This is a genomic window from Mesorhizobium sp. M0870 (assembly GCF_040319775.1).
Taxonomy (GTDB): domain Bacteria; phylum Pseudomonadota; class Alphaproteobacteria; order Rhizobiales; family Rhizobiaceae; genus Mesorhizobium.
In genome coordinates, this window is the sequence record NZ_JAMYOI010000001.1 from 167447 (window position 1) to 188775 (window position 21329).

Annotated in this window: 15 protein-coding genes; 4 read left to right on the forward strand and 11 right to left on the reverse strand. The window is 63.1% G+C overall.

Going from position 1 to position 21329, the window contains the following annotated elements; translation table 11 throughout:
* Positions 1 to 4: 4 nt before the first annotated feature.
* The 10 genes from bglA to NKH97_RS00865 form a co-directional block, all read right to left on the reverse strand.
* The gene (bglA, locus tag NKH97_RS00820) at positions 5 to 1627 is read right to left on the reverse strand and encodes a beta-galactosidase BglA (RefSeq protein WP_352441327.1); all 1623 of its coding nucleotides are present in this window, start codon (positions 1625 to 1627) and stop codon (positions 5 to 7) included.
* Positions 1614 to 3629 carry a glycogen debranching protein GlgX gene (gene glgX / locus NKH97_RS00825; RefSeq protein WP_352461321.1) on the reverse strand — a complete coding sequence of 672 codons (2016 nt, stop codon included), beginning with the start codon at positions 3627 to 3629 and terminating at the stop codon, positions 1614 to 1616. Before glgX ends, bglA begins: the two co-directional genes overlap by 14 nt.
* Before the next feature lie 255 nt (positions 3630 to 3884).
* Entirely contained in the window at positions 3885 to 5513 is a 1629-nt protein-coding gene (locus NKH97_RS00830) for an alpha-D-glucose phosphate-specific phosphoglucomutase (protein ID WP_352795229.1), read from the reverse strand.
* A gap of 3 nt (positions 5514 to 5516) precedes the next feature.
* On the reverse strand, positions 5517 to 6962 hold the full coding sequence (gene glgA, locus NKH97_RS00835; protein ID WP_352795230.1) for a glycogen synthase GlgA: 1446 nt from the start codon (positions 6960 to 6962) through the stop codon (positions 5517 to 5519).
* Between the two features lie 3 nt (positions 6963 to 6965).
* The gene (gene glgC, locus NKH97_RS00840; RefSeq protein WP_023808506.1) at positions 6966 to 8231 is read right to left on the reverse strand and encodes a glucose-1-phosphate adenylyltransferase; all 1266 of its coding nucleotides are present in this window, start codon (positions 8229 to 8231) and stop codon (positions 6966 to 6968) included.
* 35 nt (positions 8232 to 8266) lie between these two features.
* On the reverse strand, positions 8267 to 10480 hold the full coding sequence (glgB, locus tag NKH97_RS00845; RefSeq protein WP_352441331.1) for a 1,4-alpha-glucan branching protein GlgB: 2214 nt from the start codon (positions 10478 to 10480) through the stop codon (positions 8267 to 8269).
* A 106-nt stretch (positions 10481 to 10586) separates the two neighbouring features.
* On the reverse strand, positions 10587 to 13055 hold the full coding sequence (locus tag NKH97_RS00850) for a glycogen/starch/alpha-glucan phosphorylase (RefSeq protein WP_352609893.1): 2469 nt from the start codon (positions 13053 to 13055) through the stop codon (positions 10587 to 10589).
* 235 nt (positions 13056 to 13290) lie between these two features.
* Positions 13291 to 14100 (reverse strand): ATP-binding cassette domain-containing protein, encoded by an 810-nt coding sequence (locus tag NKH97_RS00855; RefSeq protein ID WP_352441333.1) that lies wholly within the window; start codon positions 14098 to 14100, stop codon positions 13291 to 13293.
* A complete protein-coding gene (locus NKH97_RS00860; RefSeq protein ID WP_352441334.1) occupies positions 14076 to 15137 on the reverse strand; it encodes an ABC transporter permease in 1062 nt (353 codons plus the stop codon). Before NKH97_RS00860 ends, NKH97_RS00855 begins: the two co-directional genes overlap by 25 nt.
* A gap of 159 nt (positions 15138 to 15296) precedes the next feature.
* A complete protein-coding gene (locus NKH97_RS00865) occupies positions 15297 to 16331 on the reverse strand; it encodes a sugar ABC transporter substrate-binding protein (protein WP_502895158.1) in 1035 nt (344 codons plus the stop codon).
* A gap of 209 nt (positions 16332 to 16540) precedes the next feature.
* Here NKH97_RS00865 and NKH97_RS00870 point away from each other — a divergent pair, with 209 nt between their 5' ends.
* The 4 genes from NKH97_RS00870 (at position 16541) to NKH97_RS00885 (ending at position 20524) form a co-directional block, all read left to right on the forward strand.
* Complete coding sequence (locus NKH97_RS00870; RefSeq protein ID WP_352441335.1) at positions 16541 to 17767, forward strand: ROK family transcriptional regulator; 1227 nt, start codon at positions 16541 to 16543, stop codon at positions 17765 to 17767.
* Complete coding sequence (locus tag NKH97_RS00875) at positions 17767 to 18213, forward strand: RbsD/FucU family protein (RefSeq protein ID WP_023808513.1); 447 nt, start codon at positions 17767 to 17769, stop codon at positions 18211 to 18213. Before NKH97_RS00870 ends, NKH97_RS00875 begins: the two co-directional genes overlap by 1 nt.
* Positions 18210 to 19133, forward strand: a complete 924-nt coding sequence (locus NKH97_RS00880) for a carbohydrate kinase family protein (protein ID WP_023808514.1) — start codon at positions 18210 to 18212, stop codon at positions 19131 to 19133. Before NKH97_RS00875 ends, NKH97_RS00880 begins: the two co-directional genes overlap by 4 nt.
* 248 nt (positions 19134 to 19381) lie before the next feature.
* Positions 19382 to 20524, forward strand: coding sequence for a DegT/DnrJ/EryC1/StrS family aminotransferase (locus tag NKH97_RS00885; protein WP_023808516.1), 1143 nt, complete (start codon positions 19382 to 19384; stop codon positions 20522 to 20524).
* Positions 20525 to 20539: 15 nt separating this feature from the next.
* On the opposite strand, the gene cysQ is transcribed toward NKH97_RS00885, so the two are convergent.
* A complete protein-coding gene (cysQ, locus tag NKH97_RS00890) occupies positions 20540 to 21328 on the reverse strand; it encodes a 3'(2'),5'-bisphosphate nucleotidase CysQ (RefSeq protein WP_023808517.1) in 789 nt (262 codons plus the stop codon).
* Position 21329: the final 1 nt, after the last annotated feature.

Below are 21329 nucleotides of genomic sequence, written 5' to 3' on the forward strand. Positions count from 1 at the left end.
GGTATCAGTCGAGCCTGCCAACAAAGGCTCCGAGCGCTGGCAGCAAAAGCTCGGTCTCGACGACCGCGGCATTGCCATCCAGCTGTACAACCGCTCCGATGTCCCCCCGCAACTGCCAATTGGCCGATCCCTCGGCGAAATTAAAGACACAGAGCAGTCTTTCGCCGCCGCCCTCGCGAATGAAAGCGAGCACGTCACCCTCGGCGTCGAGAAAGCGGATCGAGCCTGATACCAGCGCCTCATGCTCTCCGCGCAAGGCCAGCGTGGTCCGATAGGACTTCAGCACCGAGGCCGTGTCGGCATTCTGGACGTCGACCGCGTGGGTGCGATGGCTGGCCGGTATCGGCAGCCACGGCTTGGCCGTGGAGAAGCCTGCATTGTCGGCGCCGGCCTCCCAGACCATCGGCGTGCGACACCCATCCCTGCCCTTGACGCCTGGCCAGAAGCGGATGCCGACGGGATCGCGCAGATCCTCATAGGCCAGTTCCGCCTCCTCCAGGCCCAGTTCCTCGCCCTCATAGAGGCAGATCGAGCCGCGCAGGCAGGCGAGCAGCATGATCGAGAATCTTGCGACCGCGTCGGGATCGCTATCCGGCCTTGTCCAGCGGCTGACATGGCGCACGACGTCATGGTTGGAGAATGCCCAGCAGACCCAGCCGTCGGAGACGGCCGCCTCGAAGGCTGCGACGCAGCCACGCACATGCGCGGCCGAGAACTGCGGACCGAGCAGGTCGAAGGTGTAACACATATGCAGCTTGTCGCCGCCGGAGGTGTAGGCGGCGAGCGTCTGCAGCGAACGGCCTTCATCGCCGATTTCGCCGACCGCGGCGCGGTTGTCGTATTCGTTGAGCAGCGCCCTCAAGCGGCGCAGGAACGCCAGGTTTTCCGGCTGCGTCTTGTCGAACAGATGCTCCTGGTAGAGGTAGGTGTTGGTCTCGCCGTTGGTGCCGGCGACGCTCGACGCCAGCGGCGGATTGCTGCGCAGCCAGCGGTCGTGGACATAGTAATTGACCGTATCGAGCCGGAAGCCGTCGACGCCGCGCTCCAGCCAGAACCGCACCGTGTCGAGAAGCGCGTCCTGGACCTCCGGGTTGTGGAAATTCAGGTCGGGCTGCGAGGCAAGGAAATTGTGCATGTAATACTGCCGGCGGGTCGAATCCCATTCCCAGGCCGGGCCACCGAAGACGGAGAGCCAGTTGTTGGGCGCGCCGCCATCGGGCTTGGTATCGGCCCAGATGTACCAGTCGGCCTTGGGGTTATCGCGGCTGGCGCGGCTTTCGACAAACCAGTCGTGCTTGTCGGACGAATGCGACAGCACCTGGTCGATGACGATCTTCAGGCCGAGACGATGCGCCTCGGCGACCAGCGCATCGAAGTCCTCGAGCGTGCCGAACATCGGATCGACATCGCAGTAATCCGACACGTCGTAGCCCATATCGGCCATCGGCGACTTGAAGAAAGGCGACAGCCAGACTGCGTCGACACCAAGCGAAGCGACATGAGCGAGCCTCGACGTAATGCCGGCGAGATCGCCGCTGCCGTCGCTGGTCGTGTCCTGGAAGGAGCGCGGATAGATCTGGTAGATGACGCAACCGCGCCACCATCCGGTCTTGTCACCTGCCGCCATTGCGCTTCTCCCCTGTGCCGGCCTGCGCTCGTTCGATCATGAAGATCACCGCCCGTCCCGATATCGGTCGCGAGCTGTCCGCTGGCTCGGCGGTTTCGAGGGCTGGCACCCAGCAAAATCCTTCACGCTCAGGCAAGGTGAACATGCAGGCCCTACGATCGCCGTTGACGAGCACCGCGAGACGGCGCTCGTCGTCGCTGGCGCCACCCAGGATCATGACAAGACGGTGCCGCTGCGGATCTTGCCAGCTTTGTCCATCGAGCGGCGTGCCCGTTTCGGTCAGCCATGCGACGTCCGGCGTCCCCGAACCTGCCTGCGGCTGGCCAGTTAGGAAGCTTGTATCGAAGAGCGCCGGCATCGACCGGCGCAGCCTCGAGAGTTCCACCGTGTAGCGCTCCAGCGCCTGGTCACGGCCGGCCCAGACGAGCCAGGTGATCTCGTTGTCCTGCGCATAGGCGTTGTTGTTGCCTTGCTGGGTGCGGCCGAATTCGTCGCCCGCGGTCAGCATGATGGTGCCGCGTGAGGCAAACAGCGTGGCGAGCAGCGCGCGCTGATCGTTCAGGCGAGCAGTTGGTACGGCCGGATCGTCCGCATCCCCTTCGGCGCCGTTGTTCCAGGACAGGTTTTCATTGTGGCCGTCGCGGTTCTGCTCGCCATTGGCTTCGTTGTGCTTGCGCTCGTAGCGCACGATATCGGCGAGCGTCATGCCGTCATGGGCGGCGATGAAATTGACGGTCCGACTGGCGTTTTGCCTGTTCGTTGCGAACACATCGGACGAACCGGCAAGCCGGGTCGCCAGCGCACCGACCATGCCGGCGTCGCCGCGCCAGAAGCGTCTGACATCGTCGCGATACTTGTCGTTCCATTCGAGGAAGGGCGGCGGGAAATTACCGAGCTGATAGCCGTCGGAACCGATGTCCCACGGCTCGGCGATCAACACCCGATCGGCCAGCAGCGGGTCGTCGCGCATCGCTCTCAGCAACGACGCCTCGGCATCGAATGTTCCTTCGACCCTGCCCAAAATGGGCGCCAGGTCGAAGCGGAAGCCGTCGACGCCGGCATCCCTGACGAAATGGCGAAGCGTGTCGAGGACCATCTCCTGGACGACAGGATGGTCGCAAGCGACCGTGTTGCCGGTGCCGGTATCGTTGGCCAGCCCGCCGTCTGATGAGTGCCGGTAGTAGGCCTGGTTGTCCAGACCGCGCAGCGACAACGTCGGGCCAAGCCAGTCGCTCTCGCCGGTGTGGTTGAAGACGAGGTCGAGGATGACGCCGATGCCAGCCTCGCGCAGCACGGCGACCGTGTTTCGCAACTCCATGATGCCGCCCGGCGCCAAACGCGGATCGAGGGCCATGAAAGTCACGGGATTGTAGCCCCAGGCATTGCGCAGCCCGAGCGGCGGCAAATGTCGCTCATCGATCGACGCGGTCACCGGCATCAGTTCGACCGCGCCAACCCCGAGTTTTTTCAGATGCTCGATAACCGCCGGGTGAGCAAGTGCGGCGACTGTTCCGCGCAATTTTTCGGGAATGTCCGGATGCAGCATGGTGAAGGCGCGCACCGGCACTTCGTAAATAAGGCCGCCCGGCTGGAATAGCGGCGGGGCAGCCTGCACCGGCTTCGGCAGCGCAGCGGCAATCGCCTTCGGCATCAGCGGTGCGGTATCGGCGCCCTCGCCCCGGCGCTGGGCCAGCCGCCAGTCATAGACATAGGACCTGTCGATCTCGACGGCGTAAGGATCGGTCAGGAGCTTGGCAGGGTCGAACCACAGCCCGCGCTCCGGCGCGTAGTCGCCATCGGCGCGAAAGCCGTAGCGGATGCCCTGGCCAAGGCCCGCAACGAACAGCGCATGGACGCCCTCACCTTCCGGCTGCAGTTCGAGCCGTTCGATTTCCCGATTGCCCTGCTCGTCGAAGATCGAGAGCCAGAGCCGACGGGCGGCCTGCGACCAAGCGGCAAAGCGGATGCCTTCGCGGGTGACGGTGGCGCCGAGCTGGGTCACTGGAAAATACCGCCAAGGTTAGCGCGAGGCACCCCCCTCTGCCCTGCCGGGCATCTCCCCCTCAAGGGGGGAGATCGGACCGTCGCATCGCTTTCGCCAACGGCCAACGCAGCATGAGGAACGAGGCGCTGAAACTGCCGATCTCCCCCCTTGAGGGGGAGATGGCCGGCAGGCCAGAGGGGGGTGCAGCGCCATACGCCCGTCATTATCTAACCTGGCGCTCTGCGAGAGCTATGGGCGCGTGCAGCGCCATCCTCAAGTAATCACACTTGGCTCGGCGCGGCCGGTATGGCTGTGAATCCCGGCAATATCATCGGCCGCGGCTATCAGATCGGCAAGGGCGGCCTGGGTGTCGAGGTCGTGCCTCGACTTGTCCGACTCGTAGCGCTCGATATAGACGCGCAGCGTGGCACCTGACGTGCCGGTGCCGGACAGCCGAAAGACCACCCGCGAACCACCTTCAAACAGCACCCTGATGCCCTGATGCTCGCTGATCGAACCGTCGACGGGATCGTGATAGGCAAAGTCCTCGGCGCTGGCGATTGTCATGCCGCGCACGCTGGCACCCGGCAGCGCGCCGAGCTTGGCGCGCAGTTCGTCGACCAATGCGGTGGCGCGGTCGCTCTCAACCTCTTCATAATCGTGCCGCGAATAGTAGTTGCGACCGTAGGTCGCCCAGTGCTCGGCGACGATCTGCTTGCAGCTTTCGCCCCGCGCGGCAAGGATGTTGAGCCACAAAAGCACCGCCCAAAGGCCGTCCTTTTCGCGGACGTGGTTGGAACCGGTGCCGGCACTTTCCTCGCCGCAGATCGTCGCCATGTCGGCGTCGAGCAGATTGCCGAAGAACTTCCAGCCTGTCGGCGTCTCATAGAGGGCGATGCCGAGTTTTTCGGCGACGCGGTCGGCAGCGCCACTGGTCGGCATCGAGCGGGCGATGCCCTTCAGCCCGCCCTTGTAGCCGGGCGCCAGGCGGGCGTTGGCGGCAAGCATGGCAACCGAGTCCGACGGGGTGACGAAAATGCCCTTGCCGATGATCAGATTGCGGTCGCCGTCGCCATCCGAGGCAGCGCCGAAATCCGGCGCGTCTGGTCCCATCATCTCGTCATAGAGGTGCTTGGCATGGACGAGGTTCGGGTCCGGGTGATGGCCGCCGAAATCCGGCAGCGGCTTGAAATTGCGGCAGGTGCCGATGGGCGCGCCGAGCCGGTTTTCCAGGATCTCCTTGGCGTAGGGGCCGGTCACCGCGTGCATGGCGTCGAAGCGCATGCGGAAGCCGGATTTGAACAGTTTGCGCAAGGCATCGAAATCGAACAGGCTTTCCATCAGTTCGGCATAGTCGGCGACCGGGTCGATGATCTCGACCGTCATGCCGGCGGCCTTGACCGTGCCTGTTGTGTCGATGTCGATCGGATCGATGTCCGCGATCTTGAAGCTCGAAATCGCCCTGGTCTTTTCGAACATCGCGTCGGTCAGCTTTTCCGGCGCCGGGCCGCCATTGCCGGCATTGTACTTGATGCCGAAATCCTCATGCGGGCCGCCAGGATTGTGGCTGGCCGACAGGATGATGCCGCCAAAGGTCTTGTATTTGCGGATGACATGCGAGGCGGCCGGCGTCGACAGGATACCGCCCTGCCCGACCATCACCTTGCCGAAGCCGTTGGCGGCTGCCATGGCGATGGCCTTCTGGATGACCTCGCGGTTGTAGAAGCGGCCATCGCCGCCGATCACCAGGGTCTTGCCCTTGAAACCGTCGAGCGCGTCGAAGATCGACTGGATGAAATTCTCGGCATAGTGCTCCTGCTGAAAGACAGGCACCTTCTTGCGCAGGCCCGACGTGCCGGGCTTCTGGTCGGAATAAGGCTTGGTGGGGACGGTGCGTATCATGCTTCAGGCAACCCTTTTCGAAAGCAGAGAGCGATAGAGTTCGACATATTTTTCCGCGCTCTTGTCCCATGACACATCGGCCTTCATGCCCTGGCGCTGCAACGATTCCCAGACCGCCGGACTGGCATGTGCGTCGACGAGGCGGCGGATGGCGTGCAGCAAGGCACCGCCATTGTTGGGCGCGAACTGGAAGCCGGTGGCGACGCCGGCCGAAACGGCAGCCTCATTGGCGTCGATTACCGTGTCGGCAAGGCCGCCGGTGCGGGCAACCACGGGTACGCAGCCATAGCGCAGGCCGTAAAGCTGCGTCAGCCCGCACGGTTCGAAGCGCGAGGGAATGACGATGGCGTCGCAGCCGCCTTGCATGATGTGCGACAGCCCCTCGTCGTAGCCGACGACGACCCCAATGCGGCCGCGATGCCGGGCGGCGGCGGCGAGCAGCGCGCCTTCGAGGCCGGCATCGCCCGAGCCGAGGATGGCCAGGCGCGCGCCGGTCGCAACAATGCCGTCGACCGCTGTCGCCAAGGTATCCATGCCCTTTTGCCAGGTTAGGCGGCTGACGACGCAGACGATCGGGCTGTCGTCGCGCTCAAGGCTGAAGCGGTCTTCCACGGCAACCCTGTTGGGCGCGCGCGCCTTCAGCGTGCTAGCCGTATAGGTGGACACCAGGTGCTTGTCGGTTTCCGGATCCCAGATGTCGGTGTCGATGCCGTTGACTATGCCATAGAGATCGCTGGAGCGCATGTTGATGAGGCCGTCGAGGCCCATGCCGAATTCCGCCGAGCGGATCTCCTGCGCGTAGGTCGGACTGACCGTGGTGATCGCCCAGGCGGCCTGCAGGCCGGCCTTGAGGAAGCCGACACCGCCATAATATTCGACGCCGTCGAGCGCCATCGCCGCTGCCGGCAGGCCGAGTTCGCCAAAGATGGCGGCGCCGAACTGGCCTTGGAAAGCGAGGTTGTGGACAGTCATCATCGATGGCACGCCGACCGCCTTGCCGTAGCGCATATAGGCCAGGGTCATCGCCGACTGCCAGTCATGGGCATGGACGATGTCGGGTTGGTAGCCAGAGATGGCGCCACCGGCGATGTCGCCGCCGACCTGGCTCAACGCCGCGAAACGCCGCCAATTGTCTGGCCAGTCCACGCCGGTGGCGTTGCCGTAGGGACCGCCGGGACGGTCGAACAGATGCGGCGCATCGAGCACGAACAGTTCGAGCCCGGCGAGTTGGACTGAATGGACGGAGGCCTTGCCGCCCTGCAGCAAGGGATATTGCAGAACCGCCCGCTTCTTCTTGAAGGCGGCCATGACGGCCGGAAACCCTGGGATGAGCGTGCGCACGGTCACGCCCTTGCCCGCCAAGGCAATGGGCAGCGCGCCGGTCACGTCGGCAAGCCCTCCGGTCTTGATCAGCGGAAAGATCTCGGGCGTGACCGACAGAACCTGCATGCGTTAGAGCCCTAACTTGTCGATCATGTCCTGGGTGACCAGGCAGATGCCTTTCTCCGAGACCCGAAAGCGCTTGGCGTCGAGGACGGGATCTTCGCCGACCACCAGGCCTTCCGGTATCCTAACACCATGGTCGATGACCACGCGCTTCAACTTTGCGTTCCGGCCGACATGAACGTCGGGCAGCATGACGACTTCTTCCAGCGTCGAAAAGGAATTGATGCGCGCGCCGGTGAAGATCAGGCTTCTTTTGAGCGACGCACCGGAGACGATGCAGTCGCCCGAGACAAGCGAGGACACGGCCGAACCGCGGCGGCCATCCTCGTCATGCACGAACTTTGCCGGCGGCTTCAATTCGGCATAGGTCCAGATCGGCCAGTCGCGGTCGTAGAGGTCGAGTTCAGGCGTGATGTCGGTCAGGTCGATATTGGCTTCCCAATAGGCGTCGACCGTTCCGACGTCGCGCCAGTAGGCCTCGTTCTCGGCGGTCGAGCGGACGCAGGATTTGGCGAAGCGATGCGCGATCGCCTTACCGTGCTGGACGATATAGGGGATGATGTCCTTGCCGAAGTCGCGGCTTGAGCCCGGCTCGGCCGCATCGCGGCGCAATTGCTCCATCAGGAATTTGGTCTTGAACACGTAGATGCCCATCGAAGCCAGCGCGAATTCCGGCTTATCGGGAATGCCGGGCGGATCGGCGGGTTTTTCGACGAAGGCGATGATGTTGTCCTTGGCATCGACATGCATGACGCCGAAGCCGGTGGCTTCCATGCGCGGCACTTCGAGGCAGCCGACGGTGACATCGGCATTGGCGTCGACGTGCTGGCGAAGCATCATCTCGTAGTCCATCTTGTAGATGTGGTCGCCGGCCAAGATCACCATGTATTCGGGCCCGTAGGCCTCGATGATGTCGATGTTCTGATAAACGGCGTCGGCGGTGCCTTCATACCACTGCGTTTCCGAGACGCGCTGGCTGGCCGGCAGGATGTCGAAACTCTCGTTTCGCTCGGGCCGCAGGAAGTTCCAGCCGCGCTGCAGATGACGGATCAGCGAATGCGCCTTGTACTGGGTGGCAACGCCAAGGCGGCGAATGCCGGAATTCAGAGCATTGGAGAGCGCGAAGTCGATAATGCGCGTCTTGCCGCCGAAATATACGGCCGGCTTGGCACGCCGGTCGGTCAGTTCCCTGAGGCGGCTCCCACGGCCGCCGGCCAATACATAGGCCATGGCATCGCGCGCCAGCGGCTGGGTCCGTTTCAAGTCTGCCATTTCTACCCTCCCAAGTTACTCGATATCGACATGGCTCAGTCGGCAACGAGTTCAAGCATGATCGTCGACAGCGGCGGCAAAAGCATCGTCGCGGAGATGCTTCCTCCCTCCGCCCGTGCCTCGACCATGCCGCCATTGCCCTTGCCGGACCCGCCATATTCGGAAGCGTCGGTGTTGATGATTTCGCGCCATTTGCCTGATATCGGCAACGGCACGCGATAATTGTCACGCGGCACCGGCGTGAAATTGGAAATGACGGCCACCGGGCTGCCGCCCGGTGCACTGCGCAGCCAGGCAAAAACCGAATTCTGGCTGTCATCGACGATCAGCCAGGAAAACCCTTCCGGCTCACAATCACGGCCATGCAGTGCCGGGCGCGAACGGTAGAGATAGTTGAGATCGCGCACCGTCTGCCAGACGCCGCGATGCGGCCGGAATTCAAGCAGGTTCCAGTCGAGCGCGCGCGCCTCGCTCCATTCGCGGCGCTGCGCGAACTCCTGCCCCATGAAAAGCAGCTTCTTGCCGGGATAGCCCCACATGAAAGCGTAGTAGGCGCGCAGCGTCGCAAACTTCTGCCAATCGTCGCCGGCCATCTTGCCAAGCAACGTGCCTTTGCCGTGCACGACCTCGTCATGCGAGAGCGGCAGCACGAAATTCTCGGAGAAGGCGTAGGTCAGGCCGAAGGTGAGGTCGTTGTGGTGGTGCTTTCGGAAGATCGGTTCCTTGGAGAAATACTCCAGCGTGTCGTGCATGAAGCCCATATTCCACTTGAAGCCGAAGCCCAGCCCGCCTTCATGCACCGGTGCCGAGACCTTCGGCCAAGAGGTCGATTCCTCGGCGATGGTCATCACGCCCGGATGGTGGCCGTAGACCTCCTTGTTCATCTTCTGCAGGAAGCTGACCGCCTCAAGGTTCTCGCGGCCGCCTTTCTCGTTGGGGATCCATTCGCCGGCCTTGCGCGAATAGTCGAGGTACAGCATCGAGGCGACCGCATCGACGCGAAGTCCGTCGACATGGTATTTCTCGGCCCAGAACAACGCATTGTTGACCAGGAACGACACCACCTCGCGGCGGCCGAAATTGTAGATCGCGGTGTTCCAGTCGGGATGAAACCCCTTGCGCGGATCGGCATGTTCATAGAGCGCGGTGCCATCGAAATTGGCCAGGCCGTGCTCATCGACCGGGAAATGCGCCGGCACCCAGTCGAGAATAACGCCGACGCCGGCACGGTGGGCGCCGTCGACGAAGCGGGCAAAGCCGTCCGGATCGCCAAAGCGGGCCGATGGCGCGTAGAGCCCGGTCGTCTGGTAGCCCCAGGACGGGTCATAGGGATGTTCAGAGATCGGCATGAATTCGATATGGGTGAAGCCGGTCTCGACCACATAGGGGATGAGCCGGTCGGCCAGTTCGTCCCATGACAGGAACGTACCGTCGTCGCGAAGCTGCCAGGAGCCGGCATGAACCTCGTAGATCGAAATGGCTTCGCGCCGGTGATCGGCATTGCGCCAGAAATTGCGATGCGCCTCATCGCCCCACTCATGCGCCGGCGGCACAGCAACGACCGAAGCGGTGGCCGGACGCAGTTCGGATTTGAAGGCGAACGGATCGGCCTTCAGCGGCAGCCTGACGCCGTCGGGGCCGATGATCTCGTATTTGTAGGGCCGGCCAGCACCGATATCGGGAATGAACACCTCCCAGATGCCGGTGTCGCGGCGGTCGCGCATCGAGTGCCGGCGGCCGTCCCATTCGTTGAAATCGCCGACCACAGAGACACGCCGCGCATTGGGAGCCCAGACGGCGAAATGCACGCCCGTGGCGCCTTCGTGCTCGATGACATGGGCGCCGAGCTTGTCGAACAGCCTGAGATGCGATCCCTCGGCGATGTAGTAGTCGTCCATCGGCCCGAGCACCGGACCGAACGAATAGGGATCGGTCAGCCACCAGTCGCCGCCGGCGTTGCGCGCGTGATAGCGAAGCGGTTGCCGCTTCTTGATCGAGAGCTTGCCTTCGAAAAAGCCGCCATCGTCGCGCCTGGACAATTCACCCGCGATGGTGCCGGTCAGCGTATAAGCGGTGACGAATTCGGCATTCGGAACAAAGCAGCGGGCCACAAAACCCTTCCCAGCCTCCTGAACACCGAGAACGGCAAACGGATCGCCATGCGTGCCGGCAACAATCGCCGCAACATCGCTGGCTGCCGCCAGTCCGTCCGGCCCGCTTGTCGCAGCGGTCGCGCGCAGCTTCTTCATCAGGCAGTGTCCCTCCCCGGCACCGAGTGTTTGTTTCTAGTGGTGTGATCCGACTTTCAAGTTCACACCACCGGGACCACATTGTTTGCGGCCTCATGCAATCACATCAGGCAGGCACGTTCCAGATTTCTTTCGCATATTGGCGGATCGTGCGATCGGAGGAGAACCAGCCGACACGCGCCACATTGCGGATTGCCCTGGCGTACCAGTCGGGACTGTTGCGCCAGACCGCATCGACCTCGCGCTGGGCGGTGGCATAGGCATCGAAATCGGCGGCGACCATGAACCAGTCGCTGTTGTAGAGACCGTTGACGAGGTCGCGGTAACGCTCCGGATCGTCCGGCGAGAAGACGCCTGACGAAACAGCCGCGACCGCTTGCGCCAGCTCGGGCGATCCTTCGATGACGGCGCGCGGATCGTAGCCGTTGTTGCGCCGCTCGGCGACCTCGGCGGTGGTCAGGCCGAAGATGAAGATGTTGTCGTCGCCGACGCATTCCTTGATCTCGACATTGGCGCCGTCGAGCGTGCCGATGGTCAGCGCGCCGTTCAGTGCGAACTTCATGTTGCCGGTGCCCGACGCTTCCATGCCGGCGGTCGAGATCTGCTCGGACAAGTCAGCGGCCGGCATCATGATCTCGGCAAGGCTGACATTGTAATTCGGCACGAACACTACCTTCAGCAGACCGCGCACGGCCGGATCGCGGTTGATGACTTTTGCGACATCGTTGGCGAGTTTGATGATCAGCTTGGCATTGTGGTAGCTGGGCGCCGCTTTGCCGCCGAAGAATTTCACGCGCGGCATCCAGTCGCGCTCGGGGTGCGAGCGGATCTGGTCATAGAGGGCGATCGCCTCGAGGATGTTCAGAAGCTGGCGCTTGTATTCGTGGATGCGTTTGATCTGGATGTCGAAAAGCGCCGAAGGATCGACCTTGATGCCGAGCCGGTCGGCGACGAGGTTGGCCAATCGCGCCTTGTTGGCGCGCTTGACGGCGGCGAACTTGTCGCGAAAGACGGCATCGCCGGCGAAACCGTCGAGATCCTTAATGGCGTCGATGTCATCGAGAAAACGGTCGCCGATCGCCTCGCGGGCGAGCGACGTCAGTCCGGGATTGCATTGGATCAGCCAGCGCCGCGGCGTGATGCCGTTGGTCTTGTTGTTGATACGATTGGGGTAGAGCTTGTGCAGGTCGGCGAACACCGTCTCCTTCATCAGGTCGGTGTGAAGAGCCGAAACGCCGTTGATGGAATGCGAGCCGACAAAGGCCAGATTGCCCATGCGCACCCGGCGGTCGCCATTTTCCTGGATCAGCGAGATGCGGCCAATCTGCTCGTCCGAGAACTGGTTGGAAGCACGCGCCTCCAGAAGCACTTCAGCGTTGATGGCATAGACGATCTGCATGTGGCGCGGCAAAAGCCGCTCGAACAGCGGCACCGGCCAGCTTTCCAGCGCCTCGGGCAGCAGTGTGTGGTTGGTGTAGCCGAAGGTGCGCTGGGTGATATCCCAGGCCTGGTCGAAGTCCATGCCGTGGACGTCCATCAACAGGCGCATCAACTCCGGCACGGCGATGGCGGGATGGGTGTCGTTCAAGTGGATCGCAGCCTTGTCGGGCAGCGACTTCAGGTCGCCATATTGGCTCAGATGGCGCTGCACGATGTCCTGCAGCGAGGCGGTGGAGAAGAAATACTCCTGCCGAAGCCGCAGTTCCTGCCCGGCCTTGTGGGAATCGGCGGGATAGAGCACGCGCGACAAGGCATCGGCCTTGTTGCTTTCGGCTAGCGCGCCGATGTGGTCACCGGCATTGAATTTGTCTAGCAGGATCGGATCGACCGGCATCCCCGACCAGAGCCGCAGCGTGTTGACGCGGTTGGCCCGCCAGCCGACGACGGGCGTGTCATAGGCGACGGCCAGCACATGCTCGGTCGGTTTCCAGACATGGCGTTCGAGGCGCCCGTCCTTGGAGGTGATCGATTCCACCGAACCGCCGAAACCAACCTCGAAGGAGCGTTCGCGACGTTCGAATTCCCACGGGTTACCGTGATCAAGCCAGGTCTCTGGCAGTTCGACCTGCCAGCCGTCGTGAATCTCCTGCCGGAACATGCCATTGGCATAGCGGATGCCGTAGCCATGCGCCGGAATGTCGACGGTCGCCATGCTTTCCATGAAGCAGGCCGCGAGCCGGCCGAGGCCGCCATTGCCGAGCGCCGCATCGGGCTCGAGTGCTGCAATCAAGTCGAGGTCGACACCCAGCGACGACAGCGCCTCGCGCATGTTGTCCATCAGGCCCAGATTGGAGAAGGCATCACGCATCAGGCGGCCGATGAGGAATTCCAGCGACAGATAATAGACGCGCTTTTCCTTCTGGTCGTAAGCCTCTCTCGTCGCCTGCATCCAGTGATCGACGATCCGGTCGCGCACGACCTTGATCGAGGCGGTCAGCCAGTCGTACTGGGTCGCAACGGTGGTGTCCTTGCCGACCCTGTATTTGAGGGCCACCAAGACTTCACGTGCGAGTGTCTTTGGATCAGGATTTTCGAGCAGTGGCGGAAGGGGTTCGGATGTCATCGCGCTCGTCATGATGCCTCTCGTGCGGTTGCCATGATCATACCGGCTTTCATCGCTCCTCCCAGCCCATGCTAGCTGATACCGCCATATATTCAATCGATTTAAACAGGTTCGATCCGGCTTGCCCCCTGCGGCAATTTGGCAATTCTGAAGTGTGACGCGTCAAGACGGCCCGCGCGACGCGCTTCAAATTCCTGTTCCGTGCTTGCCGCTGTTGCCAAGCACCAGCCACTTTGGGCGACATGTATCAAGCCGCCAGCGCCGCCTCCGGCGGGGCCTTGGCTCCTGTCATGAAGGCGACGGCATCGGACATCGTATATTGCTTGGGGTCGATGACGGCGAGGCGACGGCCCAGCCGATGGATGTGAATGCGATCGGCCACTTCGAAGACATGCGGCATGTTGTGCGAGATCAGCACGATCGGGAGGCCGCGCTTCTTGACGTCGAGGATCAATTCGAGCACGCGGCGGCTTTCCTTGACGCCAAGCGCGGCCGTCGGTTCGTCCATGATCACCACCCGACTGCCGAAGGCGGCCGCACGTGCCACGGCAACGCCCTGTCTTTGGCCGCCCGAGAGCGTCTCCACAGCCTGGCTGATGTTCTGGATGGTCATCAGGCCAAGTTCGGTAAGTTTGTCGCGGGCGCGCTTTTCCATCGCCGGGCGATCGAGCATGCGAAGCCAATCGCCCAGAAAACCCGGTTTACGGATTTCGCGGCCAAGGAACATGTTGTCGGCGATCGACAGCGCGGGCGACAGCGCCAGGTTCTGGTAGACGGTCTCGATGCCGGCTTCGCGGGCCTCCATCGGCGATTTGAAGGAGACGGGTTTTCCTTCAAGCCGGATCTCGCCTTCATCGGGCACGGCAGCGCCGGAAATCGCCTTGATGAGCGACGATTTGCCGGCGCCATTGTCACCGATGACCGCAAGGATTTCGCCGGGGTAAAGGTCGAAGTCGGCGTTGTCGAGGGCGGTGACGCGGCCGTAGCGCTTGACCAGGCCACGCGCGGTGAGAATGGGTTCCTGGGTCGTGGTCATGCCGAAACCTTTCTGATCCATTGGTCGACTGCCACGGCGCCGATGATCAGCACACCGGTGAGCAGCACCTTCCATTGCGGATCGGCGCCCAGCATGTTGAGGCCCATGGAGACGACGCCGACGATCATCGCGCCGAACAGCGTGCCCAGGATCGAGCCACGTCCGCCGAACAGGGAAATACCGCCGATCACCGTCGCGGTGATCGCCTGGAGATTGTAGTCGGTGACGGCGGCCGACGGCGAGATCGAGCCGTTGCGGCCGATGGAGACCCAGGCAGCGAAAGCGGCGATCAGCCCGGCAAGGGTGTAGACCGTCATCAGCACCTTCTTGGTCTGGATGCCCGACAACTTCGCCGCCTCCTGATCATCGCCAACGGCGTAGACATGGCGGCCCCATGCCGTGTGATTGAGCACGTACCAGAGGATCATCACGAGCACGACCGTGGCAATGACGCCGAGCGTCAGCACCGCCGTGCCGACCTTGAAGCTGATGGCAAAGAGATGCAGCAGCGGCGCCTGGGTGTCGACATCGGTGTCGCGGATCGTCTCGTTGGCCGAATAGATGAAGTTAGTGGCCATGACGATGTTCCAGGTGCCAAGCGTCACGATGAAGGGCGGCAGCTTCATGTAGGCGACAAGCACCCCGTTGAGCAGCCCGCAGGCCGCGCCGGCGGCAAGCCCGATCGCCACGGCGAGCGCGCTCGGCATGCCATAGCTGACCGCGCAATTGCCCATGATCACCGCTGAAATCACCATGATCACGCCAATCGACAGGTCGATGCCGGCGGTCAGGATGACCAATGTCTGCGCAGCACCCAGAATGCCGATGATGGCGATCTGCTGCAGGATCAGCGTCAGTGTGTAGGACGAAAAGAACCGCCCTCCGATGGTGATGCCGAAGACGATGATCGCCAGAACCAGCACGATCAGCGGCACCGCGGCCGGCGTCGAATGCAGGAAATGCTGGATGCGCTTGACGGCCGATTTGCGCTCGTCAAAAGCGGCAACGCTTGTATCGCTGCTCGAGAGAACCTTCTCGAATTCCTGAGCTTGAGCCATGTTTACTCCCCGTAGGCTTCAGCCAAACGCCGACGCCAGTCCACGCCTTTCCGGTCTGCTGCCGGGATTGTTCGCGGTCACGCGAGCCATCGTCCACCCGAAGCGGCCGGGGATCAAGCCCCGGCCGCTCAGGTTCCCTGGATGCCTGTCAGACCGGGATCAGCCCCAGCACTTGGCGAGGCCTTCCTTGGTGTCGATGGACTTCACGCCGGTGGCCGGCTTGTCGGTCACCAGGTTGACGCCGGTGTCGAAGAAGTTCTTGCCTTCGGTCGGCTTCGGCTTGGTTCCGTCCTTGGCGAAGGCGGCGATCGCCTCGATGCCGAGCGCTGCCATCTGCAGCGGATATTGCTGCGACGTGGCGCCGATGACACCTTCGGCCACCGACTTCACGCCGGGGCAGCCGCCGTCGACGGAGACGATCAGCACCTGGCTTTCGAGGCCGACAGCCTTGAGCGCCTGGTAGGCGCCGACAGCGGCGGGCTCGTTGATGGTGTGGATGACGTTGATGGTGTTGTCCTTCTGCAGGAGGTTCTCCATCGCCTTGCGGCCGCCCTCTTCGTTGCCGTTGGTGACATCGTGGCCGACGATGCGCGCATCGTCCTCATCGCCGATCTTGTTGGGATCCTTCACATCGATGCCGTAGCCCATCATGAAGCCCTGGTCGCGCAGCACGTCGACGGTCGGCTGCGACGGGGTCAGGTCGAGGAAGCCGATCTTGGCGTCCTTGGCCTTGTCGCCTAGCGTGGCGGCTGCCCAGGCGCCGATCAGCTTGCCGGCTTCGAGATTGTCAGTCGCAAAGGTTGCGTCGGCCGCATCGATGGGATCGAGCGGCGTGTCGAGCGCGATCACCAGCAGGCCGGCGTCACGCGCCTTCTTCACGGTCGGTACGATGCCCTTGGTGTCGGATGCGGTGATCAGGATACCCTTGGCGCCGTCGGCGATGCAGCTTTCGATCGCCGCGACCTGGCTCTCGCTGTCGCCGTCGATCTTGCCGGCGTAGGTCTTGAGGTCGACGCCGAGTTCCTTGGCCTTCGCCGTGGCGCCTTCCTTCATCTTGACGAAGAAGGGATTGGTGTCGGTCTTGGTGATCAGACAGGCACCGACACCGGCCGCGGATGCGGACGACGCAAACGCCACCAACCCCAGAGCCGCGGCGGCAAACACGGTCGATTTCAACAGTTTTGTATTGGTCACGATTTTCCTCCCAGTGGAACATTCCGATGCCGGCCAACCGGCACCTGCAGCGCATCCAACGAAATTCTCCCAGCGTGGACGCTGCCTCAACAGACACCAGGCCGAAGCCTCTGTCAATAATTAAATCACTCTTATTTATTATTGACAGCCTTGCTTCATTCACCCATTCTGGCCCAAAAGCATTGAGGGGAAACGACGGGAGGAACAGGGTGGAAACCGCCATTGCGAGGCACGGTTCGCCCGAGGTGAGTGACAGCCTCATTCACCGCGGCACCAACCAGAGCGGCATGCGCGACCACAACGAGCGGTTGGTGCTGTCGCTGGTGCGCCAGCACGGCAGTCTGGCGAAATCCGACATCGCCCGCATGACCGGGCTTTCGGCGCAGACGGTTTCGGTCATCATGCGCGAGCTGGAGGAAGAAAGCCTTCTGCTGCGCCAGGCGCCGTTGCGCGGCAAGATCGGCCAGCCCTCCATCCCGATGGCGCTCAATCCCGAAGGCGCTTTCTTCATTGGCCTGAAGATCGGCCGCCGCAGCGCTGAACTGGTATTGATAGATTTCCTTGGCCATGTCCGTTCGATGCTGCAGCATTCCTATCGCTACCCGGCGCCGCGCGAGACGGTGGACTTCGTCGCCAACGGCATGCGGCAGATGCGCGGCGAGCTGACGCCCGCGCAAGACAAGCGCATCGCCGGGCTCGGCATCGCCATGCCGTTCGAATTGTGGAACTGGGCCGATACCGCCGGCGCCCCGCGCGATGTCATGGACGAATGGCGTCACCGCGACATCAGGGCCGACATCCAGGCGCAATGCGATTTTCCGGTCTATTTGCAGAACGATGCCACGTCGGCCTGCGGCGCCGAACTCGTCTTCGGCCAGGCTGGCGCCGCGCGCGACTTCGTCTATTTTTATATCGGTGCCTTTGCCGGTGGCGGCATTGTGCTGAACGGCCGGCTTTTTGGCGGCCCGACCGGCAATGCCGGAGCGCTCGGCTCCATGCCGGTGCCCGGGCCGGACGGCAAGCCGACCCAACTGATCGATGTCGCTTCCATCGCCATGCTCGAAAAGGCGCTCAATGCGCGCGGCATCGAGGCTTCGCATCTGTGGACCTCGCCGGAAGACTGGGGCGAGATCGGACCCGAGCTCGACGACTGGATCGCCAGCGCCTCGCAAGCGCTCGCCTACGCCATCGTCGCCGCATCCTCGATCATCGATTTCGAAGCGGCGGTGATCGACGGCTGGATGCCGAAGGCGGTGCGTCGCCGGCTGGTCGACGCCATCATCGCGGCAATCGCCACGATCGATGGCGAAGGCTTGAAGCTGCCCGCCATTCGCGAGGGAACCGTCGGCATCCATGCCCGGGCGCTCGGCGGCGCCAGCCTGCCACTTTCCGAACGCTTCCTGATCGGCTCGACGACGATTTCCAGGAGCGCCTGATGCTGATCGGAATTCCGGCGCTGCTCGGTCCGGAGCTTCTGGCGATCCTGCGCGGCATGGGGCATGGCGACGAAATCGCCCTTGTCGACGGAAACTATCCGGCGGAACAGCAGGCAACCCGGCTGGTGCGCGCCGATGGCCACCCTCTTATCCCCGTACTCGACGCGATATTGAGTGTCCTGCCTGTCGATGACGCCGTGCCGGAGGCGCTGTTTCGCGCCTCGGTCAAGGGCGATCCCTCGCTTGCCGATCCCGTCCATCATGAGATCGAGGCGATCTGCGCCAAACGGGCGCCAGGCCGCAAGGTGGTTGCGCTGGCCGGCGCCGACTTCTATGCACGGGTCAAATCGGCGCACGCCATCGTCGCGACAAGCGAGCCGCGGCTCTACGCCAACATCATCATCCGCAAGGGTGTGATCCATCCGCCGGAGACCAGGAAGCCATGATCCTCTGCTGCGGCGAAGCCCTGATCGACATGCTGCCGCGCACGACGACAGCGGGTGAGCCGGCCTTCGCGCCTTATGTCGGCGGCGCGGTGTTCAACACGGCGATCGCGCTTGGCCGGCTCGGCGCGCCGGCAGGCTTCTTTTCGGGCCTATCGTCGGATCTGTTCGGCGGCCAATTCCGGGATGCGCTGGGGGCAAGCAAGGTCAGCTCCACCTATGCGCACACCTCACCACGGCCAACGACGCTGGCCTTCGTCAAGCTCACCAACGGCCAGGCGACCTACACTTTCTATGACGAGAACACCGCCGGCCGCATGCTGACCGTCGACGACCTACCGCAGCTTGGCAGCGAGATCGAAGCCATGCTGTTCGGTGCCATCAGCCTGATTTCGGAGCCCGCCGGCAGTGCCTATGAGGAATTCATGCGGCGCGAGCATGAAAGTCGAGTCATGATGCTCGATCCCAACATCCGGCCGAACTTCATCCCGGACAAGGCCAAGCACCTCAGGCGCATCCGCGCCATGATGGCGATGGCCGACATCGTGAAACTGTCGGACGAAGATCTGAACTGGTTCGGCGAAGCCGGCTCGCACGAGGATGTCATCCGCAACTGGCTGGATCGAGGCCCGAAGCTGATCGTCGTCACCCATGGCAGCGAAGGCGCCGTCGGCTATACCAGGGAACATGCCGTCACCGTCATGCCGGAAAAGGTCGAGGTGGTCGACACGGTCGGTGCCGGCGATACCTTCAACGCCGGCATCCTCGCCTCCTTGCATGAGCAGGGCCTGCTGACCAAGGCGGCGATTTCCGGCTTGTCGAAAGACGCCATCCACAAGGCGCTGGCGCTCGGCGCGAAGGCGGCGGCAGTGACCGTGTCGCGGGCCGGCGCCAATCCACCCTGGCGACATGAAATCGCCTGAGCAACGCTCAACATAAGCTGAGCCCAATCGATCACTTTATGTTTCGCAGGGGCTCTTTCCAGGGCTATGAGGGCGGGATGGCGCCCGACGAAGCCCGGATTTCCGGCATCTGGCTGACATTCGCCGGGAAATACTGGTAACGGACTGCGACACTTGGGCAATTTAGCGCTCCGCCTGCCCGGCTTTCTCGGCAAGCGCAACTCTGGTACCAGCGGCCGATTATCTGGCTAACCCGTTTTGAGGCCGACATGCAGTTCATCGATCTTGGCGCGCAGCGCGAACGAATCCGCGACCGGCTGAAGGCCGCGATCGACCGTGTCGTCGACGAAGGCCGTTATATTCTTGGCCCGCAAGTCACCGAATTCGAGAATAAGCTTGCCGCCTATATCGGCACCAAGCATGTCGTGGCCTGCGCCAACGGCACCGACGCGCTGCTGTTGCCGCTGTTTGCGGCCGGCATCGGCCCGGGTGACGCGGTGTTCGTGCCGAGCTTCACTTTCGCCGCCACCGCCGAAGTGGTGGCGCTGGCCAAGGCCGAGCCGGTGTTCGTCGATGTCGACCCGCATAGCTACAACATCGACATTGCCAGCCTCGAAGCGGCCATCGCCATGATCAAGAAGCAAGGCCGGCTGAAGCCGAAGGCAATCATTCCCGTCGATCTGTTCGGCCTTGCCGCCGACTACGAGGCGATCATGGCGATCGCCAACCGCGAAGGGCTGATGGTGATCGAGGATGCCGCCCAGTCGATGGGCGGTTCGCTCGACGGCAAGATGTGCGGTGCTTTCGGCCATGTCGGATCGACCAGCTTCTATCCGGCCAAGCCGCTTGGCTGCTACGGCGATGGCGGCGCGATGTTCACCAATGATGATGCGCTGGCCGAGCAGCTCAGATCCTTCGCCTTCCACGGCAAGGGCGAAACGCAATATGACAATGTCCGCGTCGGCATCAATTCGCGGCTCGACACGATACAGGCGGCGATCCTGATCGAGAAGCTGGCCATCCTCGAAGACGAGATGGTTGCGCGCCAGGTGGTGGCAAAGCGCTATGCCGACGGGCTTGGCGACATCGTCACCGCGGCCCGCAATCTGGACGGCAGCCGTTCGGCCTGGGCGCAGTACGCCATCGAGACACCCAAGCGCGACGGGCTGAAGGCGCATCTCGGCGATAAGGGCATTCCGTCGGTCATCTACTATGTGAAGCCGCTGCATGCCCAGGTCGCCTATCGCGACTACCCGCGCACGCCGACCGGCCTGGCCGTTTCGGAAGACCTGCCGAAGCGTATCCTCTGCCTGCCGATGCACCCCTATCTCAGCGAAGCCGACCAGGACCAAATCATCGAGACGATCCGCAACTATATCGGCTCGAATTCAGCGCAGGCCGCAGCGGAGTAAGCTGCCGAGCCTTTCTTAGCCGGGGCCCGCAGCCCTGCCGCTGGCAATGAAATGCGGATTGGCAAAATCCTCGTCGTCGCTTTGCCTGCGCTTGCCATAAACCAGAGGCTGGCCATCGAGCGTGCGCGTCATGCCGCCAGCGGCGCGCAGGATGGCGTCGCCCGCCGCTGTGTCCCATTCCATGGTGCGGCCGAAGCGCGGATAGACATCGGCCTCGGCACTGGCGAGAAGGCAGAATTTCAAGGACGAACCGACCGAAACGATTTCGGCGGCACCCAGGTCGCGAATATAGGCCTCGGTTTCCGGTGTGTTGTGAGACCGACTGGCGACGACGGCCAGCGGCGTCGCGGCCGTTCTCGCCGCGATCGACCGGCGGCCGACGACCTGGTAATCGCCATCGATTTCGAGTGATTCCGCCCTGCCCGGCTGGCCGGAAAAGAAGCGCCCCGTACAGGGCGCAAAGACGACGCCGACTTCCGGCACGCCATCGCGAACCAGCGCTATGTTGACGGTGAAATCGGTGCGGCGGTTAACGAACTCCTTGGTCCCATCGAGCGGATCGATCAGAAAAAAAGCCCCGTCCAGGTCGGGCGGCACGATGCCGGCGGAAGCTTCTTCCTCGGCCACGCAGGGGATATCGGGAAATGCGGCACGCAGTCCGGCGAGAATGATCTTTTCGCTCTCGCGGTCCGCCTCGGTCACCGGCGAGGCGTCGGACTTGCGGTCAACCGCACAGCCGGCGTGGAATACGCGCATCACCTCGCGCCCGGCCGACAAGGCCAGGCGCTCGAAGATTTCGAGCATC